Genomic DNA, 16,480 nt, shown 5'->3' with positions numbered 1-16,480 from the left:
CTTTTAATAAGTTATTATTTTAAAGTTTGCATTAAATCAAACATCGGTAGCATAATTACTGCGTAAAGTGCGAGAATTAATATCGCTAGTATTAGAAAGATTGTGGGTTGTATAAAACGAATTTGCTGTTGAAATCTATTTTGAATTTTATCAATAATGATTGTGCTATAAAGTTGTAGCTCAATACCTAATTTACCACTGCGTTCACCTTGTTGTATAAATGTAATTAATTCTGTTTCAATACAAGGTACACGTGATAATATTTGGTCTAATGTATCTCCTTTAGTGGTATGAATTGCAATTACAGAAGCTAAATAATTGAGGTATAAATCTTCCTGTTGCTGATATAAGTTTACGATGTGATGCAAGGTAACACCGTGTTTGTAAAATAACGCGAATTCAGAAGCAAATTGATATGTTTTATATAAACGGTAATAATGGTGGAAAATTGGAAGCTTAGAAAGTAATCTAATTTGTTTATTAATGGGTAAACGTTGAATAATTTTACGCATAATAATTAAAATGAGGAATATACTAATAAAAAATATACTAATAAATTTCGGTAAGACCATAATCGAGTATGTCAATAAGTGTTGAAATGGAGAACGAGTCACATCCATTGTTGCAAATAACGTTTCAAACTCTGGAATAACTGTATGATTTAAAATGGTGAGCATCAAGAAGAATATACTACATAAAATAACGGGGTATTGTAAAGCTTTTAACAAGTATAGCTTTACTTCATAGTTTCTTTTTAAATAGTCTTGAATATGTGGTAAACATTCGTTTAAATCGCTAAATTTTTCAGCAAATAATACTAACATTATCGTGGGTTTTGGATACTTTAGCTGTGATAACAGTTGATTACACGTTGCACCTTCAGCTATATATGCCAGTAACTCAGCTTTATACTGTTCTGGAATGTTGTATTGTTTTATTATAAAGTGAAATGCCTCAGAAATTGTAAAACCATGTGTAAGTAAATCATGTAAACGACCAATAAGACTAATTTTATCCTTATCACTGAGCTTTTTTTGATTAAATGTATTTTTGTACCACTTTTTCACAAATAACCCCCTTTTGCGATAATCGTTGTAATATATTCGGCAAAGTTTGGAAATCTTCTGGTAGTCTATAATTATTGTTAAAGAAGTAATGTATATCTTCATGTGATAAGCTTTCTGCTACTAAATATCGATGCTTGTCATTAGAAGTAATGAGTCGTTGGTTAGTAATATTAATAATAGTTTGTACTAATTCCTGATTTGTGAGCCCCATTTCTAATAAACGAAGTAATGCCCCTTCACAACTATTGGCATGTAATGTTGTCAAAACAAGATGTCCACTTAAACTCGCGTGTATGACTTGTTTAGCTATTTCAGCATTTCTTATTTCACCAATTAAGATTACGTCTGGATCGCATCTTAAAATAGCTTTAAAAGAATTGTGATAGTCAATGCCAGCTTTAGTGTTTACCGAAATTTGCGTAATACCATCTATAATTCTTTCAACTGGGTCTTCAATAGTAATCACATTTAAATTTAATTGTTCTTTTGCATACAAACTCATTTGATACATTGATGTACTTTTCCCCGAGCCTGTTGGACCTGTGAATAACACCAAGCCTTGTTTTTTCGTCATTAAATGATATAAATAATCCAATTGCATTTCTTCAGTTGATTGGTAGAAGTATTGTGGAATTATTCTAATAACACAGCTTTCAATTCCTAATGATAACGGCAACGTGGAAATACGTAAGTAATATAACTGCTTATAGTTATAAATATAACGGCCACTTTGTGCAATGTGGTGTGTAGAAACATCTAGGCATGCTTGATATTTCATATAAGTTAATAGTTTAGCATAGGTATGCTTAGTCATTTTTTGAAAATCTATTAAACTTTCATTCACCCGCAATTTAATAACTACTTCATTTTCGACTGGTATAAAATGAATATCAGACGTTTTCTGTTTTATGGCCTTGGTCATAATATCTTCAAATAACAATTTCAAAAAATCACCTCCTACATATATACACGTAGAAGGTGATAATTTTACTTGCTATTTATAAATATGGATTTAATTGTTCATCATCAACTGTAGTATGTGGTCCATGTCCAGGGAATAATGGTAAATCACCATCTAATTCAAATAATTTATCTTTGATTGAGTCCACTAAAGTCTCATAATCACCTTGGTATAAGTCTGTTCTACCAATACCTTGTTTAAATAAAGTGTCACCAACTACAGCAAAGTCAGGAAAAACAAAAGTTAAACTGCCCGGTGAATGTCCTGGTGTATGCAATACATCGAAAGTGAAATCTGCAATTTGTGCTTTTCCTTCACTTAATGGTTCAGGCTTTACATCACTTGTAATGGCAGGTAAACCAAATTGTTTGAATTTTTCAGAGCCATTTTTTTGAGTGTTCGTAAGAAAATCAAATTCTTTAGAATGCATATAAACAGGTACATTATACTTTGTAACAATATCATTCAAAGCACCTATATGATCAAAATGAGCATGTGTTAACACCACTGCTTTTACTGTTTTATTAATTTGATTAACTTTTTGAATAATTTGACCACTTTCAGCTGCAGGATCTACAATAATTATGTTTTTATCATTTTCGATAAAATAAGTATTGGTATCTACAGGACCTAAAGTTAAATTAGATATTCTCATTTGGGTCACCACTTTTATCTAAATGTTGTTGCACTGAATCTAATTTTTCATCCATTTTTCTAGATTTATCACGGCGATCATCAATACGTATATTCGTACAGACTCTATCTAATCCTTTATTAAAAGGTAATTCATGGATTACTTGTACAACTTCCAATAAATCTTTTAAATCTCCTTCGATTAAAGTATTCATAGGTGTTAATTGATAGTCTATTTTACCAGCTTTTTTGTATTCTTTTAATTTGGTTTGAATTTCTGCAATATATTTACTGACACTTGGACCTTCAGTTCCAACAGGAATTACTACTACATCCACAATTGCCATTATTTGACACCGTCCTTTTCAAGTACATACGTATAAATTAAACCAGCAGCGCCAGTAATTCCTGCATCATTTCCAAGTTGTGCTTGAACGATTTCAGTATTGTGCTGAGCTGGTGTAAATGTTAAGTTATGATATTCTGTTTTAATATTTTCAATTAATATTAAACCTGCCGTAGACATACCGCCACCTAAAACAATATACTTCGGATTACTTGTCACACTAATTATGCTACATAAATAAGCGATGTAATTAGCTACACGTTCCGTTATAAATATGCAAAATTGGTCTCCAGCTTTCGCAGCATCAAATACAGCTTTTGCAGTTACTTTATTATTTTTAATTAATTCTAGTATAGATGATTTAAATGTTAATTTTGGATAATAAAAATTAACTAAATTAACTACGCCCGTCGCTGATGCAACTGTTTCTATACATCCAGATTTACCACAGTTACAATTGAAACGTTGATCATGGTCTACTCTAAAGTGTCCAATTTCTGCACCAGATCCATTGTGACCATGTACAATTTCACCGTTTGAAATAATGCCACCACCAAGACCAGTACCAAGTGTAATTGCTACAACATCTTCAGCACCTTCGCCTGCGCCTTTATGTTTTTCACCTAAAGCAGCTACATTCGCATCATTATCAACATAAACTGGGCAGTCCACAAACTGTTGGAAGATGTCTCTCACGTTGACATTACCTTGCCAATACAGATTGACAGCCCCATTAACTGTTCCCGTTTCAAATTCTACAGGTCCTGGCACCCCAATACCAACACCTAAAACATCATCAAAGTTATAATTTAAATTAGCTACTTGAGCTACAAAAGAATCGTAAATATTTTTCAATAGGTTATATCCACTTGAATCTGATGTATCTGTATCTATAGACCATTTAGTTATTCTTTCTAATTGTTCATCAAATATTCCAAGTTTGCATGTTGTGCCACCGACATCGGCTGCTAAAATAATTTTACTCATTTACCTACTCATCCTTTTCTAGTTTGTTTGATGGCGTGTTATAAACAATGTGTTTAAGAATTATGTTGAAATCCTAATTTACTCACTATCAGCTGTAAGCAAACGTTAAAACAAGAAAAGCTGTCGTTAAACAAAATGTTCACCATGAATATATACACGCGAATTCATTTATTCAGTTACTTAAATTATATCATAATACATAGCAAGTGCTCATCTGTTATATAGCTTGCATTAATTATCAAATTTATAGTTAACTTTGTCAATTTGTTTACTCTTATTATGGTTTTCTTTTGCAACAAATATTAAAAAATACAATTTTTATTTTTTTGAACTAACTTCTTCAATGCACAAAGAAGTAAATATAACTATTTCTTACCTCTCAACTTTATTTTACTGATTCATATAATACAAAATAAAACCTAGAATAGTCATGACTATTCTAGGTTTATATAGACAATTTCGTTTATTATTCCCTGCGTTGACTAATTATCATTTTACATTTTAGATAATTATGTTTTGATAATAAATTATAATGATATAAAGAATTAATTTCTTGCTCAATCATTTCTAGCGTATCATTGTTATCTTTAAAATAAACAATGAAACCATATTTTTTTAATAACTGTAAGACATCATAAAAGTCGTTAATTTGTTCTTGCATATTAGTCTTCCAATTCTTTTTTTAAATTTTGATAATTTTCATTACCAGGATTTAATTTTAATGCTGCATTGATATATTTCAATGCTTCATCTTTATCGTCTAATGCACGGTTAGCGACAGCTAACTCGTAGTTTAACAATCCAGAATCAGGAAATGTTTTCAGTCCACGTTCCCAATCGGAAATAGCTTCAGCTCTAGAATCAACAGTAGTCGTAATCAATCCCTTTAAATAATATGTTTCATCATCGGCATAATTTTTGTCGATTGTTTCAGCAACCATTTGCTTAGCCTCTTTATATTTATCTTCCTTCATCTGTTTAGCAATAATAGTGTTATAAATATTATCTTCTTTAATTGTATAGATTCTTATTTGTGATGCGATAAATAATATTAAAATTAGCACCAGTAAAATCCAAAAAACATTACGATTTGCGGTAAAATAATATGCTAAAAGTGTAATGAACAAACCACCAATAAAACCACCGATATGAGCCCAAACATTGATGTTATCCATAAATAACGAAATACCAATCAAGATTACTAATGCGATAAGCAATTGACCGACTAATTTGCGTTCAAAAATCTTACTTATATACATAAATCCAAATAATGAACCGATAAGACCGAAAATTGCACCACTTGCTCCTACTGAAATAGTATCAATATTAAATGATAATGAAGCAAAATTCGCAAATAACCCTGAGAATAAGAATATTACTAACATTCTCCAATGACCGACGATAGATTCCACTATTTTGCCAAAAATAAAGAGACTTAGCATATTCATTAAGATATGTTCAAAATTATAATGTAAAAATATGGAAGAAATTAATCGATACCATTCTCCATGTACTACATTAAAGTGTACTAATCCACCTACATCTAATAGTTTTAATTCTGAAAAACGATTGAAAAATAAAATCATTAATAGCCATATAATGACGTTAATACCTATCAATGTATAAGTGACTGGTGAAAATTTTATCATGTGTTTTTCAATAGGACTTTGATTTAATGATTTTTGTTTGTATGTAGTAGTTGTGTGTTTCGCATTATTGTTTTGATACAATCGTTTCATAATGTAATTAGGCATAGTGCGTTCAATACTTACATCATTATGTAATACTTTAATTGTTAGTTTTATAGGTTGATGTTCATTTAAATGTTCTTCAACAAATTGGTTATTTGTAAAACAGTAAATGTCTATGTTTTGAGGTTCAAAATCAACAAAGTTTGCGATATCTTCTCTGTGTTCTTGAATTCTCTCTTTTGTTAATCGAATTTCTTGTGCTGATTGCACGTCGTTTCTAAATATTTTTATTGTTTGTCGTTGTTTATGCGCTAACCAAACTTCTTCTGTATCTTGGTTATAGTGTTTAAGTTGATAATTATAATATCTAATCCATAAATAAACACATTTCCAAAAATGCTTTTTTGTAATCATTTTTGCCTCCGTCATTTAGTTGTTGCTACAATATATGTTTCTACTGGTTGATCATGAGACTCTGGTTCGAAATCGTTTAATTGGAAATCATAAATTAAACTCAGTGTTTGTTGTTCGTGTTGGCTTAAAAATTTATCAAAATAGCCTCCACCATAGCCTATACGGTATCCTTGGTCATTAAAAACTACTCCCGGTACAATAACTAAGTCTAGCTCATTTGTTATCGTTGTGTCTGCAGTAATATAGTTAATCCCCTTGTCATCCTTACCAATTTGAGATAAATCGTTAATTTCTTTAAATGTCATAACACGATTCTCATAATCAGTATGAGGTACAAATACCTCTTTGCCGTCATTAAGCATATGTTTAATAATTTGATATGTATCTACTTCGTGACTCATTGCTAAAACAATCCCAATACGTTGTGCAGATTGATATGTTATCGATTGATATAATTGAGTAGCAAGATGTAAATCAGCTGTGTGTTTAGCTTCACCAACAAATGATTTCATTTGTTTAATCATATTTGTGCGCAATGTTTTTTTATCCACATTTTCACCTTCATTTTTATTTATACTGTCCTTATTATAACGTTATTCCATTATCATGTCATTAATCACTAACTGACATAAAAATAACCAGGTTCATCAAGAACCTGGTTATCTTCAGACATTATTATTTTGTTTCACGGTGCAATGTATGTTTATTGTCTCTAGCACAGTGTTTTTTCATTTCTATACGTTCAGGATTAGTACGTTTATTTTTTGTTGAAATGTAGTTTCTTTCACCACATTCTGTGCAAGCTAAAGTTACGTTTACGCGCATGCTAATTCCTCCTTACCTTTTCAAAATACGACTAATTAATCATACCACTTTGCATGAAAATTGAAAAGTATTATTTTATACCAAATGCCATACATCAACGTTTTGTAATTAAATTATGTTACTTTTAATAGCTAAATGCCATTATTTTTTATTTTTAAAATAATAATCTATAACATCTCTACCAACATCTCCACCATTTAACCATGGTTCAGGAACAGGTTGGTTCGTATAAACTATTGAAAATGCTAATTGTGGGTCTTTTATTGGTGCATAACCAATATAAGTTGAGTTAACTTTAGGTTTACCATCTTGGAATACTTCGGCAGTACCAGTTTTACCAGCACTTGGAACGGTAGTATCATTAAAGCTTTCATAACCAGTTCCTTCTTCTTCGTTAAACGCCATATCAAAACCTTCTTGAACTTGGTCAATTTGATCTTGCGTGTTGTTTACTCTATTTAACACGTTGCCTTTAACTTTGTGTTTGACAGGACCTAATGAATCTTTATTAGTTGCATCATGAATTTGAAGACCGATATGTGGTTGAATACGATAACCATTATTAGCAATCGTTGAAACATATTGAGACAACTGTAAAGGAGTATAAGTATCATATTGACCAATAGCTAAATCAAGGTAGTTACCAGGATTATTATTTAATGGCTCAATTTGACCACTTGTTTCATTTGGTAAATCTATACCTGTCTTCACACCGAGACCAACTTGATTAAGACCTTTACGTAGTTTTTGACCAGCAATGGAAATATCTGAAGGTAAGTTCATATTTGGTGTATATGGTGACCCAGCAATTTTTAAAGCAGTTTTAAACATGTAAACGTTGGAAGAATGCATTAATGCTTCTTTATCATCAATTCTTACTTTTCCATCTTGGTTAAAGTAAGAATGTTTTTTCAATCCATCTGAAAATTCGAGCGGTTCATCAATCATTTCTTCTCCAACATTAATAGCATCGTTTTGATAACCAGCTAAGAGTGTACCACCTTTAACTGACGAACCTACAGTATATTGTGCTGTAAATGTTCCGATATCAAAATCAGTGAGACTACCATCTTTATCAATTTGTTTACCTACCATTGCTAAGACGTCTCCATTATTAGGGTTTTGAACAACCATCAAAGCATTGTCCATATCCTTAGCACCTTCACTACGCAATTTTTTAATTTGCTCTTCTAGATATTCTTCAGTTTTCTTTTGCAAGTCTACATCAATAGAAAGTACTAAGTCATCTCCACGTGAACCAGGGTTGACTACTTTAGAATCAATTATCTCTCCTGATTTATCCGTAGTATATTTCATTTCTTTCTTTTTACCACGTAATACATCTTCATATTGATATTCTAAGTAAGATTTGCCGACACGATCATTTCGTGAATAACCTTTAGATAAGTATTTATCTGTTAATTCTTTAGGTATACCTTCTTTAGATGTCGATACGTCACCTAAAATACCACGCAATGTATCGCCATAAGGATATTTTCGATCCCAGTCCATTGCAGTATTTACACCAGGTAAATCTGAAAGTTTTTGTGATACGGCTGCGTACTCTTCCTCACTGACATCTTCATTTTTAATAGTTTGTGGATCTAGAGTTGAGCCAGCCATCATTTCTCTATAAATTGCTAACACTTGTAAATCATCATCACTAAGAGAATCCAATTGTTTTTTAGTGATTTTGTTACGTAATGTTTCGTCATATTGTTCTTGCGTAATGCTACCGTCATTTAATAAACTTTCTTCATGTTGCATCATGTCTTTAGATTTTTGTGGATGCTTTTGCACCCAAAAATCTTGTTTATCTCTATCAGTAATACTATCCGTATCCATTTTAATGAGTTTGGAAAGTTTTGTTGCTGTGTCTAATATTTCAGACTGTGACGTTTTTTTACCACGTGTGTATGTAATAGACATTTTTGATGCATTATCTACAATTACTTTTCCATTTCGATCTAGTATTCTGCCTCTAGGTACAGATTCATTTACAGTAATATTTTCACTATTTTTTATCAACTGTTTATAATGAGAACCTTGGGCAATTTGTAGATAACCGAGGCGCAATACTATAATTGCAAAAATGAACACAATAATGCCAAAAATAAAACTAATTCTCTTGTTCATTGTAGCTCTTGTTTTTTCAATATTTGACTTTTCTTTTAATCTTTTTAACAAATCAACCTACCTCTATTCAAAAGTTCTCACTATAAATGATATATGAAATGTTGAATTTTTTCTATTATTTTAGTCAAAAAAATGACGACCTCATTTAAAGGTCGTCATAAAATGAGCTTTTTATTTAGCTGCATTATATAGTTCGTCAACTTTTTCCCAGTTAACAACATTCCAGAAAGCACTGATGTAATCTGGACGTTTATTTTGATATTTTAAGTAGTATGCATGTTCCCAAACATCTAAACCTAAAATAGGTGTTTTACCTTCAGTTAATGGGTTGTCTTGGTTAGGTGTAGTAACGATTTCTAAGTTACCGTTATTTACTACTAACCATGCCCAACCTGAACCAAAACGTGCTGCAGCTTTATTTGCAAATTCTTCTTTAAATGCATCTAAAGAACCCCATTGTTCTTTAATTTTATCAACTACAGTACCTTTTTCTTCAGAGTTAGGAGTTAATAATTCCCAGAACAATGAATGGTTGATATGTCCTCCACCATTGTTACGCACAGCTGTTTGAATATCTTCAGGTACGCTATCTAAGTTAGCGACGATTTCTTCAATTGATTTAGATTCTAAATCAGTACCTTCTACTGCTGCATTTAATTTTGTAACATATGTGTTGTGGTGCTTGTCATGATGAATTTCCATTGTTTCTTTATCGATGTGTGGTTCTAATGCATCGAACTCGTAAGGTAAATTTGGTAATTCAAAAGCCATAAATAATCATCCTCCTAATTAATCATATATAAAGCATAACAATTAAACTTACTTACAACAATCAAAATGCTTAGCGCATAACTGTTTTGAAAGATTAGTTGTCATCTTTGCTACTTTATTAGTATATCTCAAATTCGCAATATTTAAACATATAAATGTTAGAAATTATAAAATAAAAAGTAATTCGTACTATTGACCTATGTTTTACGTTTACATTTTTAATAAAAAGACACTTTTGGTAACGTTTTGCACACGTGGTAACAAAATAATAAGGCTAATTCAAAATTTGAATTAGCCTTATTATCAATCATATTTTTAAATTATTATGCTAATTGACATTGTTCACAAATGCCGTAAACTTCCAATTTATGTTGTTTAATCTCGACGCCTGGTAATTTCGATTTAATCTCTTCCATTGGACAAAACTCTATGACCTTTGTGTCACCACATTGTTCACATATAAAATGATGATGATGGTGTTCAGCACATGCAATTCTAAATTTCATTTCACCATCTAATTCAGTGCTTTCAATAATATTAAGTTCCTTAAATAAATGTAAGTTTCTATAAATAGTATCGAAAGAAATACCTGGATAGTGTTGATCCATGCCTCGTTGTATATGTTTTGCATTAATATATTTATCTTCATCCACAAAGATATTTAACATATCTCGACGTTTATCGGTATATTTATGACCATGTTGTTTAATAATCTTAATCGCTTCTTCAGTTTTCATCCGTATCAGCTCCTTTGTGCTTATATGTACTTAATTTTTGATATAACATAGTAAGCATTAATAATAAAACTAATAAAACAACGATGACGCCTCCAGGTGATATATTGATGTAAAATGCTAATATCAATCCGCCTATAACTGAAATTTCACCAATAATAATACTCCAAATAATAAGTTGCTTAAATCCTTTCGTTAAGCGCATAGTAATTGCAACAGGTAATGTAATTAATGCACTGACTAAGAGTATTCCTACCACACGCATAGATGCAGAAATAACCATAGCGACGATGACAATAAAAACAAATTGAATCCATTTTGGTATTCCGATTACTTTACTATATTCTTCATCAAATGATAAGACAAAAAGTTCCTTGTAAAAGGTTAAAATGAAAAACAATACAATTACAACAACAATTAATATTGTAATTAAATCACTGATTGTCACGGCACTAATTGAACCAAAAAGTAAGCCTACTATTTCTTGATTAAAGCCTTCTGCGAGTGATATGAAAATAGCACTTAACGCAATCCCTGTACTCATAATGATGGGAATTGCAATTTCTTGATAATTACTATATGACGTTCGTAATTTCTCAATTAACAAAGCACCGATAACAGCAAATAATATACCAAACCACATCGGATTAATAAAAGTCAAGGCAGGTAATAAAGTAATAACATACATGCCAAAAGAAATTCCGCCAAGTGTAACATGGCTTAGTGCATCAGCAATAAGTGATAAGCGTCTAACAACGATAAAAGCACCTATTAATGGTGCGATAAAACCTATTAAAATACCGCTTAAAAGTGAATAACGCATAAAATCAAAATTCAATAGTGCATCAATCATTTGTACAGCACTCCCTATCATGTTGATGATCGACAAATTGAATTGGATGTCCGTAAATTTTAGAAATTTGAACTTCATCTAGTGATTTAAAATCTTCAGTAGTGCCGTGAAAATGGATGTGCTTATTTAAACAAGCAACTTCTGTTGCAGTATCTGCTACTACTCCAATATCATGTGTCACCAAAATAATAGTAACACCTTCAGCTTTCAATTTATCTAATGTGTCGTAAAATTCGTTAACGTGTTTTGCATCAATTCCATTAGTAGGCTCATCTAGAATTAACACACTTGGGTTGCTAATTAATGCACGCGCAATTAAAATCCGTTGTTGTTGTCCACCAGACAATTCGGCGATATTTTTATCAATTAAATGACTAATATTTAGTCGTGTTAACACAGCTCTAACTTTTTCGTCATCACGTTTATTAAACCATTGACCTAGCCTTTTACGTTTAGTTAAGCCACTAAGAACAACCTCTTTGACGCTTGCTGGAAATCCTGCTTTAAATGATAGTGCTTTTTGAGAGACGTAACTAATTTTTAACAGCGATTGTTTACCTTTATAATCTTTGCCATCAACAAAGATTTTTCCTTTTTGTATTGGTAATAACCCCAAAATAACTTTTAATAATGTTGATTTCCCTGCGCCATTTGGACCAACAATGGCCAAAAACTCACCCGGATTGATTTTAATATTAATGTTATCCAATACTTTTTTATTATCAAAATAATAATCTAAATTTTTTAATTCAAAAACTGGTGTAGCCATTTTTTCACCTCGAGTAATACTATACAGCTTACTTGTATATATGTAAATAGTAATGTTTACGACTTAAAGATAAAAAGATTAAGTTAAGTACGATATAGGAGTTACTATTGGCTGTTTTAATAATCACAGTCAATTAACAATATATATCGTCTCAACTTAATCTATAGATAATTACTGATTTAAAATTTGTTCTTTTAAATCTGCTTCAAAACGTTGGTTTTTCAACATTTCAATTTCAAATTTATATGGTGGTTTTTTGTTCTTTTTATCTTCACCCACATAAGGTGTTTCTAAAATTTTCGGTATATCTTTGAAAGTATCATGATGTACAATATAATTTAAAGCCTCAAATCCAATATGACCAAATCCAATATTCTCGTGGCGGTCTTTATGGGCGCCAATAGGATTTTTACTATCATTTACGTGCACTACTTTAATTCGATCAACGCCTACGATTTTATCAAATTCGTTTAATACGCCATCGAAATCTTCTTTTACATTGTACCCTGCATCATGTGTGTGGCATGTATCAAAACATACAGATAAGCGTTCATTATGCTCTACACCGTTAATAATTTCAGCGATTTGTTCAAATGATCTACCTATTTCTGAACCTTTCCCAGCCATTGTTTCTAAAGCGATACGTACATTATTATCGTTTGTTAGTACTTCATTTAAACCTTCGATAATCTTTTTAGTACCTTTTTCTTCACCTGCACCGACATGTGAACCCGGATGTAGAACTATGTCACGTGCTCCAATTGCTTGAGTACGTTCTATTTCACTTTGTAAAAATTCAACGCCAAGATTAAAGACGTGAGGTTTTTCGGTATTAGCAATATTAATTATATAAGGTGCATGTACTACAATATTCGATAAACCGTGTTCAGCCATAAACGCTTGGCCACGTTCAATATTTAAATCTTCAATAGCTTTACGACGAGTATTTTGAGGTGCACCAGTATAAATCATAAAAGTTGATTCTCCGAATTTATATGCTTCTTCGGCAGATCCTTCAAGCATTTTTTTACCACTCATTGATACATGAGATCCTAATAACATAAAACTCACCTATCCTTTTTTATTTTTTCTAGCTTGTCTATTTTGTCGTTTACTGTATTGTTTACGTTCTTTACGCTTTAATTCTTCTAATTCACGTTTGAATTTTTTCTTATATCCTGGCTTAACTGTTTTTTTGTTGTTACGTTTAACTTTATTTTTAATTTGATTAGTTAAATGGTCATCTTTATTTTTACGAGATTGTCGTTTGTTATGTGCTTTTATAGCTTGTAGCTCACCATTTTTAATATCAACATCTTTAAAGACGTAACCGCGTTCTTCTATTAACCCAATATTTGCTTCTTCATCGGGACTATAAAGCGTTATAGCTATACCATGGTATTGTCCACGGCCAGTTCGTCCTACACGATGTGTAAAGAAATCAATATCATTAGGCACATCAAAATTAATAACATGACTAACACCGTCGATATCAATGCCACGCGAAGCTAAATCACTTGCAATAACATATTGGAACTCTAAGTTTCTAATGCGTTTCATTTGTTGTTTACGCTCTCTAGGTGTAAGTCCACCATGGATCATGCCAAGTTTGATACCTGCTTCATTTAATTGTTGCCCTAATTCGTTAGCACTATCTCTACTATTACAAAAGATAATACATAAATAAGGATTAATAACATCCATCAATTTCAGAGTTTTATCAATTTTTGCGTCACCCTTAGTCGGTATTAAGTAAAAATCGATATTCTTTTTGTTTTGAGTAGTGTGTTCAATTTCAATAAACTCTGGTTGCTCTAAATATTTATTTAAGAATGGATGTAAAGATTTAGGAATAGTTGCACTAAATACAGCGATATTTGCAGACTCATCTAAACGAGTAGCAATTAAATCGACATCTTCAATTAAGCCTAAATCTATCATTAAATCCGCTTCATCAATAACGAGATATGATGCTAAATGTACATGTAAATCACCATGTTTAGCTAAATCATTTACACGTGTAGGTGTGCCAATGATCAATTGTGGTTGATTTTTGGCACGTTGTCTGTCTTTCTCGAAATCAGTACCACCAATAAATAGTTTGACTGAAACATCTGTTTTGAATTGTGTTAAGTGTTGTGCTGCGTCAAATAGTTGTTGTGCTAATTCACGCGTAGGCGCTACTACAACAGCCTGTGGTTCGTGAATTGAAATATCAATATTTTGAATTAATGGAAGTAAAAAAGCATGTGATTTACCTGTTCCTGTTTGTGACTGACCTATGATATTAGCTTGTTTTAATATTTTAGGAATTACTCTACTTTGTATTTCTGTTGGTTTATCAAATTTTAAATCTTTTACCGCCTCAATTAATTCGGCATCCAATTTAAAATTCTCGAATGGGTGATTAGCCATATTTTGGCCTCCTTAAATTTCATCTTACTTATTATAAAGGAAGAACACATGAATTTGAATATATTTATGCGTATTTTTATAAATAGTTATATGGATCAGTATTTAGTTCTGATGCCACCATTGTAAAATCGATGTTTTCAACGGGTAACCAGTTATTCAGTAAGTTGATAAGTCCTTCTTTCATCACATACTCGCTATAATGATTAATATCTAATAAATTCATCTGATTTATTTTCGCATCTAATGCTTCGTGATGTTTAATATCGCCAGTTATAAAAATATCCGCACCCAATGCTTGTGCTTGATATTCATAACCAATCCCTGCACCACCAATGATAGCTACTTTTTTAATATGTGCATTTAAATCACCAATATAACGTACACTTGGCATATTTAAATTTTCTTTAATTGATGCAGTAAAAGCTGAGACATTTTGTGTTGCTGGTAACTCACCGATAACCCCTAAGCCATAGTTAGCAACTTTAGTCATTTCAACAAAGTCGTACACAGGTGTTTCGTATGGATGATATTGTTCAATTAATTGTTGTGCCAATACCTTTTGAGAACTATTTATCATAAATTCCAGCTTAACTTCTGCAACTTGCTCAATTGAATGTAATTTACCTTGATGAGGATTAGCACCATCAACTGGTTTAAAATTACCAGTACCAGCTGATTCAAAAAAGCAATATTCATAATTACCCTCTTCAGCTAGGCCGTGCTCACTAAGATTTTGTTTTAACGATTCAACATTATTTTGAGGTACATATACTTGAACTTTGTAATAATAGTGGTCTGCTGAATTTAAAGGTTTTAGATTGGTTAAATTCATTTTATCGGCAAGCATTTTATTCACGCCATCTGAGTAGACGTCTAGATTTGTATGTAATGCTATTAGGTTGATATCATGTTTAATTATTTTTCTAATAATCGCACCATATCCATCTTGTTCTACTACTGATTTTATACCTTTAAATATTAATGGGTGATGACAAATAATTGTGTTGAGACCTTTAGAAATAGCCTCATCTACAACTTCAATCGTACAATCAAGCGCAGTTAAAACACCTGATATTTTAGCTTGTTTATCGCCTATTAATAGACCTACATTATCCCATGACTCAGCAGTTGTAAATGGAACATGTTGTTCGATTGTGTGTAGTAGTGTTTTAATATTCATTTAAAGCACCTCTTTAATCATTTGAATTTCATTTTCGATTTCCGTAATTCGTTCTCTGTGAGTAGTTTGATTCAGTTGTGTTAATATATGCTCTAATGCTGTTAACTCACGTTCCCATTTTTGATAAAACAGTTCTGATTTTTGTGACAGTAAGATAGGGCCAAATTTCAATTCTAACAGTGATAAATTTTTAATTTCTGGTGAATAATCGGCCACAATTATTTCATACGTATGGCCTTTTTCTGTCATTAACACTTCATCTACAATTGTATAATTTAGTTGTTGTAATAAAACGCGTATAGGCTGTGATTGTATATTGCTTTGTAAAATTAGACGGGGTCTGTTAGTTAATTTTTCTTGACCTGCTCTTAATATTTTAGTGATAAGTGGTCCGCCCATGCCACATATAGTAATAGATGTTATAGCATTATCCGTTTTTAGTACTGTTAAACCATCACCTAGTTCAACAGAAATTACTGATTCTAAACCATGTGCGCGCACATTTTTTACTGATGCATCAAAGGGTCCACGAATTACTTCACCAGCTATAGCTCGTGCAGTTAAATTATTTTCAATTGCATAAATAGGTAAATAAGCGTGATCCGAACCAATATCAGCCAGATAATCACCTTTTATATATTCACTAACTTTTTTTAAGCGTTGATTAATTTGAATCATGAGTTAACTCCCTTGTATTA

At 31.5% G+C, this 16,480-nt stretch carries 18 protein-coding genes; all 18 read right to left on the bottom strand.

Annotation, left to right across the window (positions count from 1 at the left end; all coding sequences use genetic code 11):
- Positions 1-14: 14 nt before the first annotated feature.
- Positions 15-1,067 (bottom strand): competence type IV pilus assembly protein ComGB, encoded by a 1,053-nt coding sequence (gene comGB / locus CD036_RS01705; protein WP_103387865.1) that lies wholly within the window; start codon positions 1,065-1,067, stop codon positions 15-17.
- A complete protein-coding gene (gene comGA / locus CD036_RS01700) occupies positions 1,039-2,013 on the bottom strand; it encodes a competence type IV pilus ATPase ComGA (protein ID WP_002509759.1) in 975 nt (324 codons plus the stop codon). Before comGA ends, comGB begins: the two co-directional genes overlap by 29 nt.
- A 52-nt stretch (positions 2,014-2,065) precedes the next feature.
- Complete coding sequence (locus CD036_RS01695) at positions 2,066-2,683, bottom strand: MBL fold metallo-hydrolase (protein ID WP_002509760.1); 618 nt, start codon at positions 2,681-2,683, stop codon at positions 2,066-2,068.
- Positions 2,670-3,008 (bottom strand): MTH1187 family thiamine-binding protein, encoded by a 339-nt coding sequence (locus tag CD036_RS01690; RefSeq protein WP_002509761.1) that lies wholly within the window; start codon positions 3,006-3,008, stop codon positions 2,670-2,672. The genes CD036_RS01695 and CD036_RS01690 overlap by 14 nt, the downstream gene beginning before the upstream one ends.
- The gene (locus tag CD036_RS01685; RefSeq protein ID WP_002509762.1) at positions 3,008-3,994 is read right to left on the bottom strand and encodes a glucokinase; all 987 of its coding nucleotides are present in this window, start codon (positions 3,992-3,994) and stop codon (positions 3,008-3,010) included. The genes CD036_RS01690 and CD036_RS01685 overlap by 1 nt, the downstream gene beginning before the upstream one ends.
- Positions 3,995-4,460: 466 nt before the next feature.
- On the bottom strand, positions 4,461-4,655 hold the full coding sequence (locus CD036_RS01680; RefSeq protein WP_002509763.1) for a YqgQ family protein: 195 nt from the start codon (positions 4,653-4,655) through the stop codon (positions 4,461-4,463).
- Position 4,656: 1 nt separating this feature from the next.
- Positions 4,657-6,099, bottom strand: a complete 1,443-nt coding sequence (locus tag CD036_RS01675) for a rhomboid family intramembrane serine protease (RefSeq protein ID WP_021459928.1) — start codon at positions 6,097-6,099, stop codon at positions 4,657-4,659.
- Positions 6,100-6,110: 11 nt separating this feature from the next.
- Positions 6,111-6,650 (bottom strand): 5-formyltetrahydrofolate cyclo-ligase, encoded by a 540-nt coding sequence (locus CD036_RS01670; protein WP_103387864.1) that lies wholly within the window; start codon positions 6,648-6,650, stop codon positions 6,111-6,113.
- A 124-nt stretch (positions 6,651-6,774) separates the two neighbouring features.
- Entirely contained in the window at positions 6,775-6,924 is a 150-nt protein-coding gene (rpmG, locus tag CD036_RS01665) for a 50S ribosomal protein L33 (RefSeq protein ID WP_002509766.1), read from the bottom strand.
- 141 nt (positions 6,925-7,065) lie between these two features.
- The gene (locus CD036_RS01660; RefSeq protein WP_103387863.1) at positions 7,066-9,111 is read right to left on the bottom strand and encodes a peptidoglycan D,D-transpeptidase FtsI family protein; all 2,046 of its coding nucleotides are present in this window, start codon (positions 9,109-9,111) and stop codon (positions 7,066-7,068) included.
- A 120-nt stretch (positions 9,112-9,231) separates the two neighbouring features.
- Positions 9,232-9,831: a superoxide dismutase gene (locus tag CD036_RS01655; RefSeq protein WP_021459925.1), complete on the bottom strand. Its 600-nt coding sequence runs from the start codon at positions 9,829-9,831 to the stop codon at positions 9,232-9,234.
- A 323-nt stretch (positions 9,832-10,154) separates the two neighbouring features.
- Complete coding sequence (locus CD036_RS01650; protein WP_021459924.1) at positions 10,155-10,568, bottom strand: Fur family transcriptional regulator; 414 nt, start codon at positions 10,566-10,568, stop codon at positions 10,155-10,157.
- Positions 10,558-11,418: a metal ABC transporter permease gene (locus CD036_RS01645; RefSeq protein ID WP_021459923.1), complete on the bottom strand. Its 861-nt coding sequence runs from the start codon at positions 11,416-11,418 to the stop codon at positions 10,558-10,560. The genes CD036_RS01650 and CD036_RS01645 overlap by 11 nt, the downstream gene beginning before the upstream one ends.
- Complete coding sequence (locus tag CD036_RS01640) at positions 11,411-12,187, bottom strand: metal ABC transporter ATP-binding protein (RefSeq protein WP_002509772.1); 777 nt, start codon at positions 12,185-12,187, stop codon at positions 11,411-11,413. Before CD036_RS01640 ends, CD036_RS01645 begins: the two co-directional genes overlap by 8 nt.
- Positions 12,188-12,358: 171 nt before the next feature.
- Complete coding sequence (locus CD036_RS01635; RefSeq protein ID WP_002509773.1) at positions 12,359-13,249, bottom strand: deoxyribonuclease IV; 891 nt, start codon at positions 13,247-13,249, stop codon at positions 12,359-12,361.
- A gap of 9 nt (positions 13,250-13,258) precedes the next feature.
- The gene (locus CD036_RS01630) at positions 13,259-14,602 is read right to left on the bottom strand and encodes a DEAD/DEAH box helicase (protein WP_002509774.1); all 1,344 of its coding nucleotides are present in this window, start codon (positions 14,600-14,602) and stop codon (positions 13,259-13,261) included.
- 76 nt (positions 14,603-14,678) lie between these two features.
- A complete protein-coding gene (locus CD036_RS01625) occupies positions 14,679-15,782 on the bottom strand; it encodes a Nif3-like dinuclear metal center hexameric protein (RefSeq protein WP_002509775.1) in 1,104 nt (367 codons plus the stop codon).
- Positions 15,783-16,460, bottom strand: coding sequence for a tRNA (adenine(22)-N(1))-methyltransferase (locus CD036_RS01620; protein ID WP_002509776.1), 678 nt, complete (start codon positions 16,458-16,460; stop codon positions 15,783-15,785).
- Positions 16,461-16,480: the final 20 nt, after the last annotated feature.

Origin of the sequence: Staphylococcus arlettae, assembly GCF_002902345.1 — a bacterium.
Lineage (GTDB): Bacteria > Bacillota > Bacilli > Staphylococcales > Staphylococcaceae > Staphylococcus > Staphylococcus arlettae.
The sequence above is the reverse complement of the archived record's forward strand: the minus strand, read 5'-3'. Positions and strand labels throughout refer to the sequence as shown.

What these genes read in the sequence shown, in the direction of transcription:
- CD036_RS01695 (WP_002509760.1), bottom strand. Translation starts at nt 2,683, where the DNA reads ATGAGAATATCTAATTTAACTTTAGGTCCTGTAGATACCAATACTTAT.
- CD036_RS01690 (WP_002509761.1), bottom strand. Translation starts at nt 3,008, where the DNA reads ATGGCAATTGTGGATGTAGTAGTAATTCCTGTTGGAACTGAAGGTCCA.
- CD036_RS01685 (WP_002509762.1), bottom strand. Translation starts at nt 3,994, where the DNA reads ATGAGTAAAATTATTTTAGCAGCCGATGTCGGTGGCACAACATGCAAA.
- CD036_RS01680 (WP_002509763.1), bottom strand. Translation starts at nt 4,655, where the DNA reads ATGCAAGAACAAATTAACGACTTTTATGATGTCTTACAGTTATTAAAA.
- CD036_RS01675 (WP_021459928.1), bottom strand. Translation starts at nt 6,099, where the DNA reads ATGATTACAAAAAAGCATTTTTGGAAATGTGTTTATTTATGGATTAGA.
- rpmG (WP_002509766.1), bottom strand. Translation starts at nt 6,924, where the DNA reads ATGCGCGTAAACGTAACTTTAGCTTGCACAGAATGTGGTGAAAGAAAC.
- CD036_RS01655 (WP_021459925.1), bottom strand. Translation starts at nt 9,831, where the DNA reads ATGGCTTTTGAATTACCAAATTTACCTTACGAGTTCGATGCATTAGAA.
- CD036_RS01650 (WP_021459924.1), bottom strand. Translation starts at nt 10,568, where the DNA reads ATGAAAACTGAAGAAGCGATTAAGATTATTAAACAACATGGTCATAAA.
- CD036_RS01645 (WP_021459923.1), bottom strand. Translation starts at nt 11,418, where the DNA reads ATGATTGATGCACTATTGAATTTTGATTTTATGCGTTATTCACTTTTA.
- CD036_RS01640 (WP_002509772.1), bottom strand. Translation starts at nt 12,187, where the DNA reads ATGGCTACACCAGTTTTTGAATTAAAAAATTTAGATTATTATTTTGAT.
- CD036_RS01635 (WP_002509773.1), bottom strand. Translation starts at nt 13,249, where the DNA reads ATGTTATTAGGATCTCATGTATCAATGAGTGGTAAAAAAATGCTTGAA.
- CD036_RS01630 (WP_002509774.1), bottom strand. Translation starts at nt 14,602, where the DNA reads ATGGCTAATCACCCATTCGAGAATTTTAAATTGGATGCCGAATTAATT.
- CD036_RS01625 (WP_002509775.1), bottom strand. Translation starts at nt 15,782, where the DNA reads ATGAATATTAAAACACTACTACACACAATCGAACAACATGTTCCATTT.
- CD036_RS01620 (WP_002509776.1), bottom strand. Translation starts at nt 16,460, where the DNA reads ATGATTCAAATTAATCAACGCTTAAAAAAAGTTAGTGAATATATAAAA.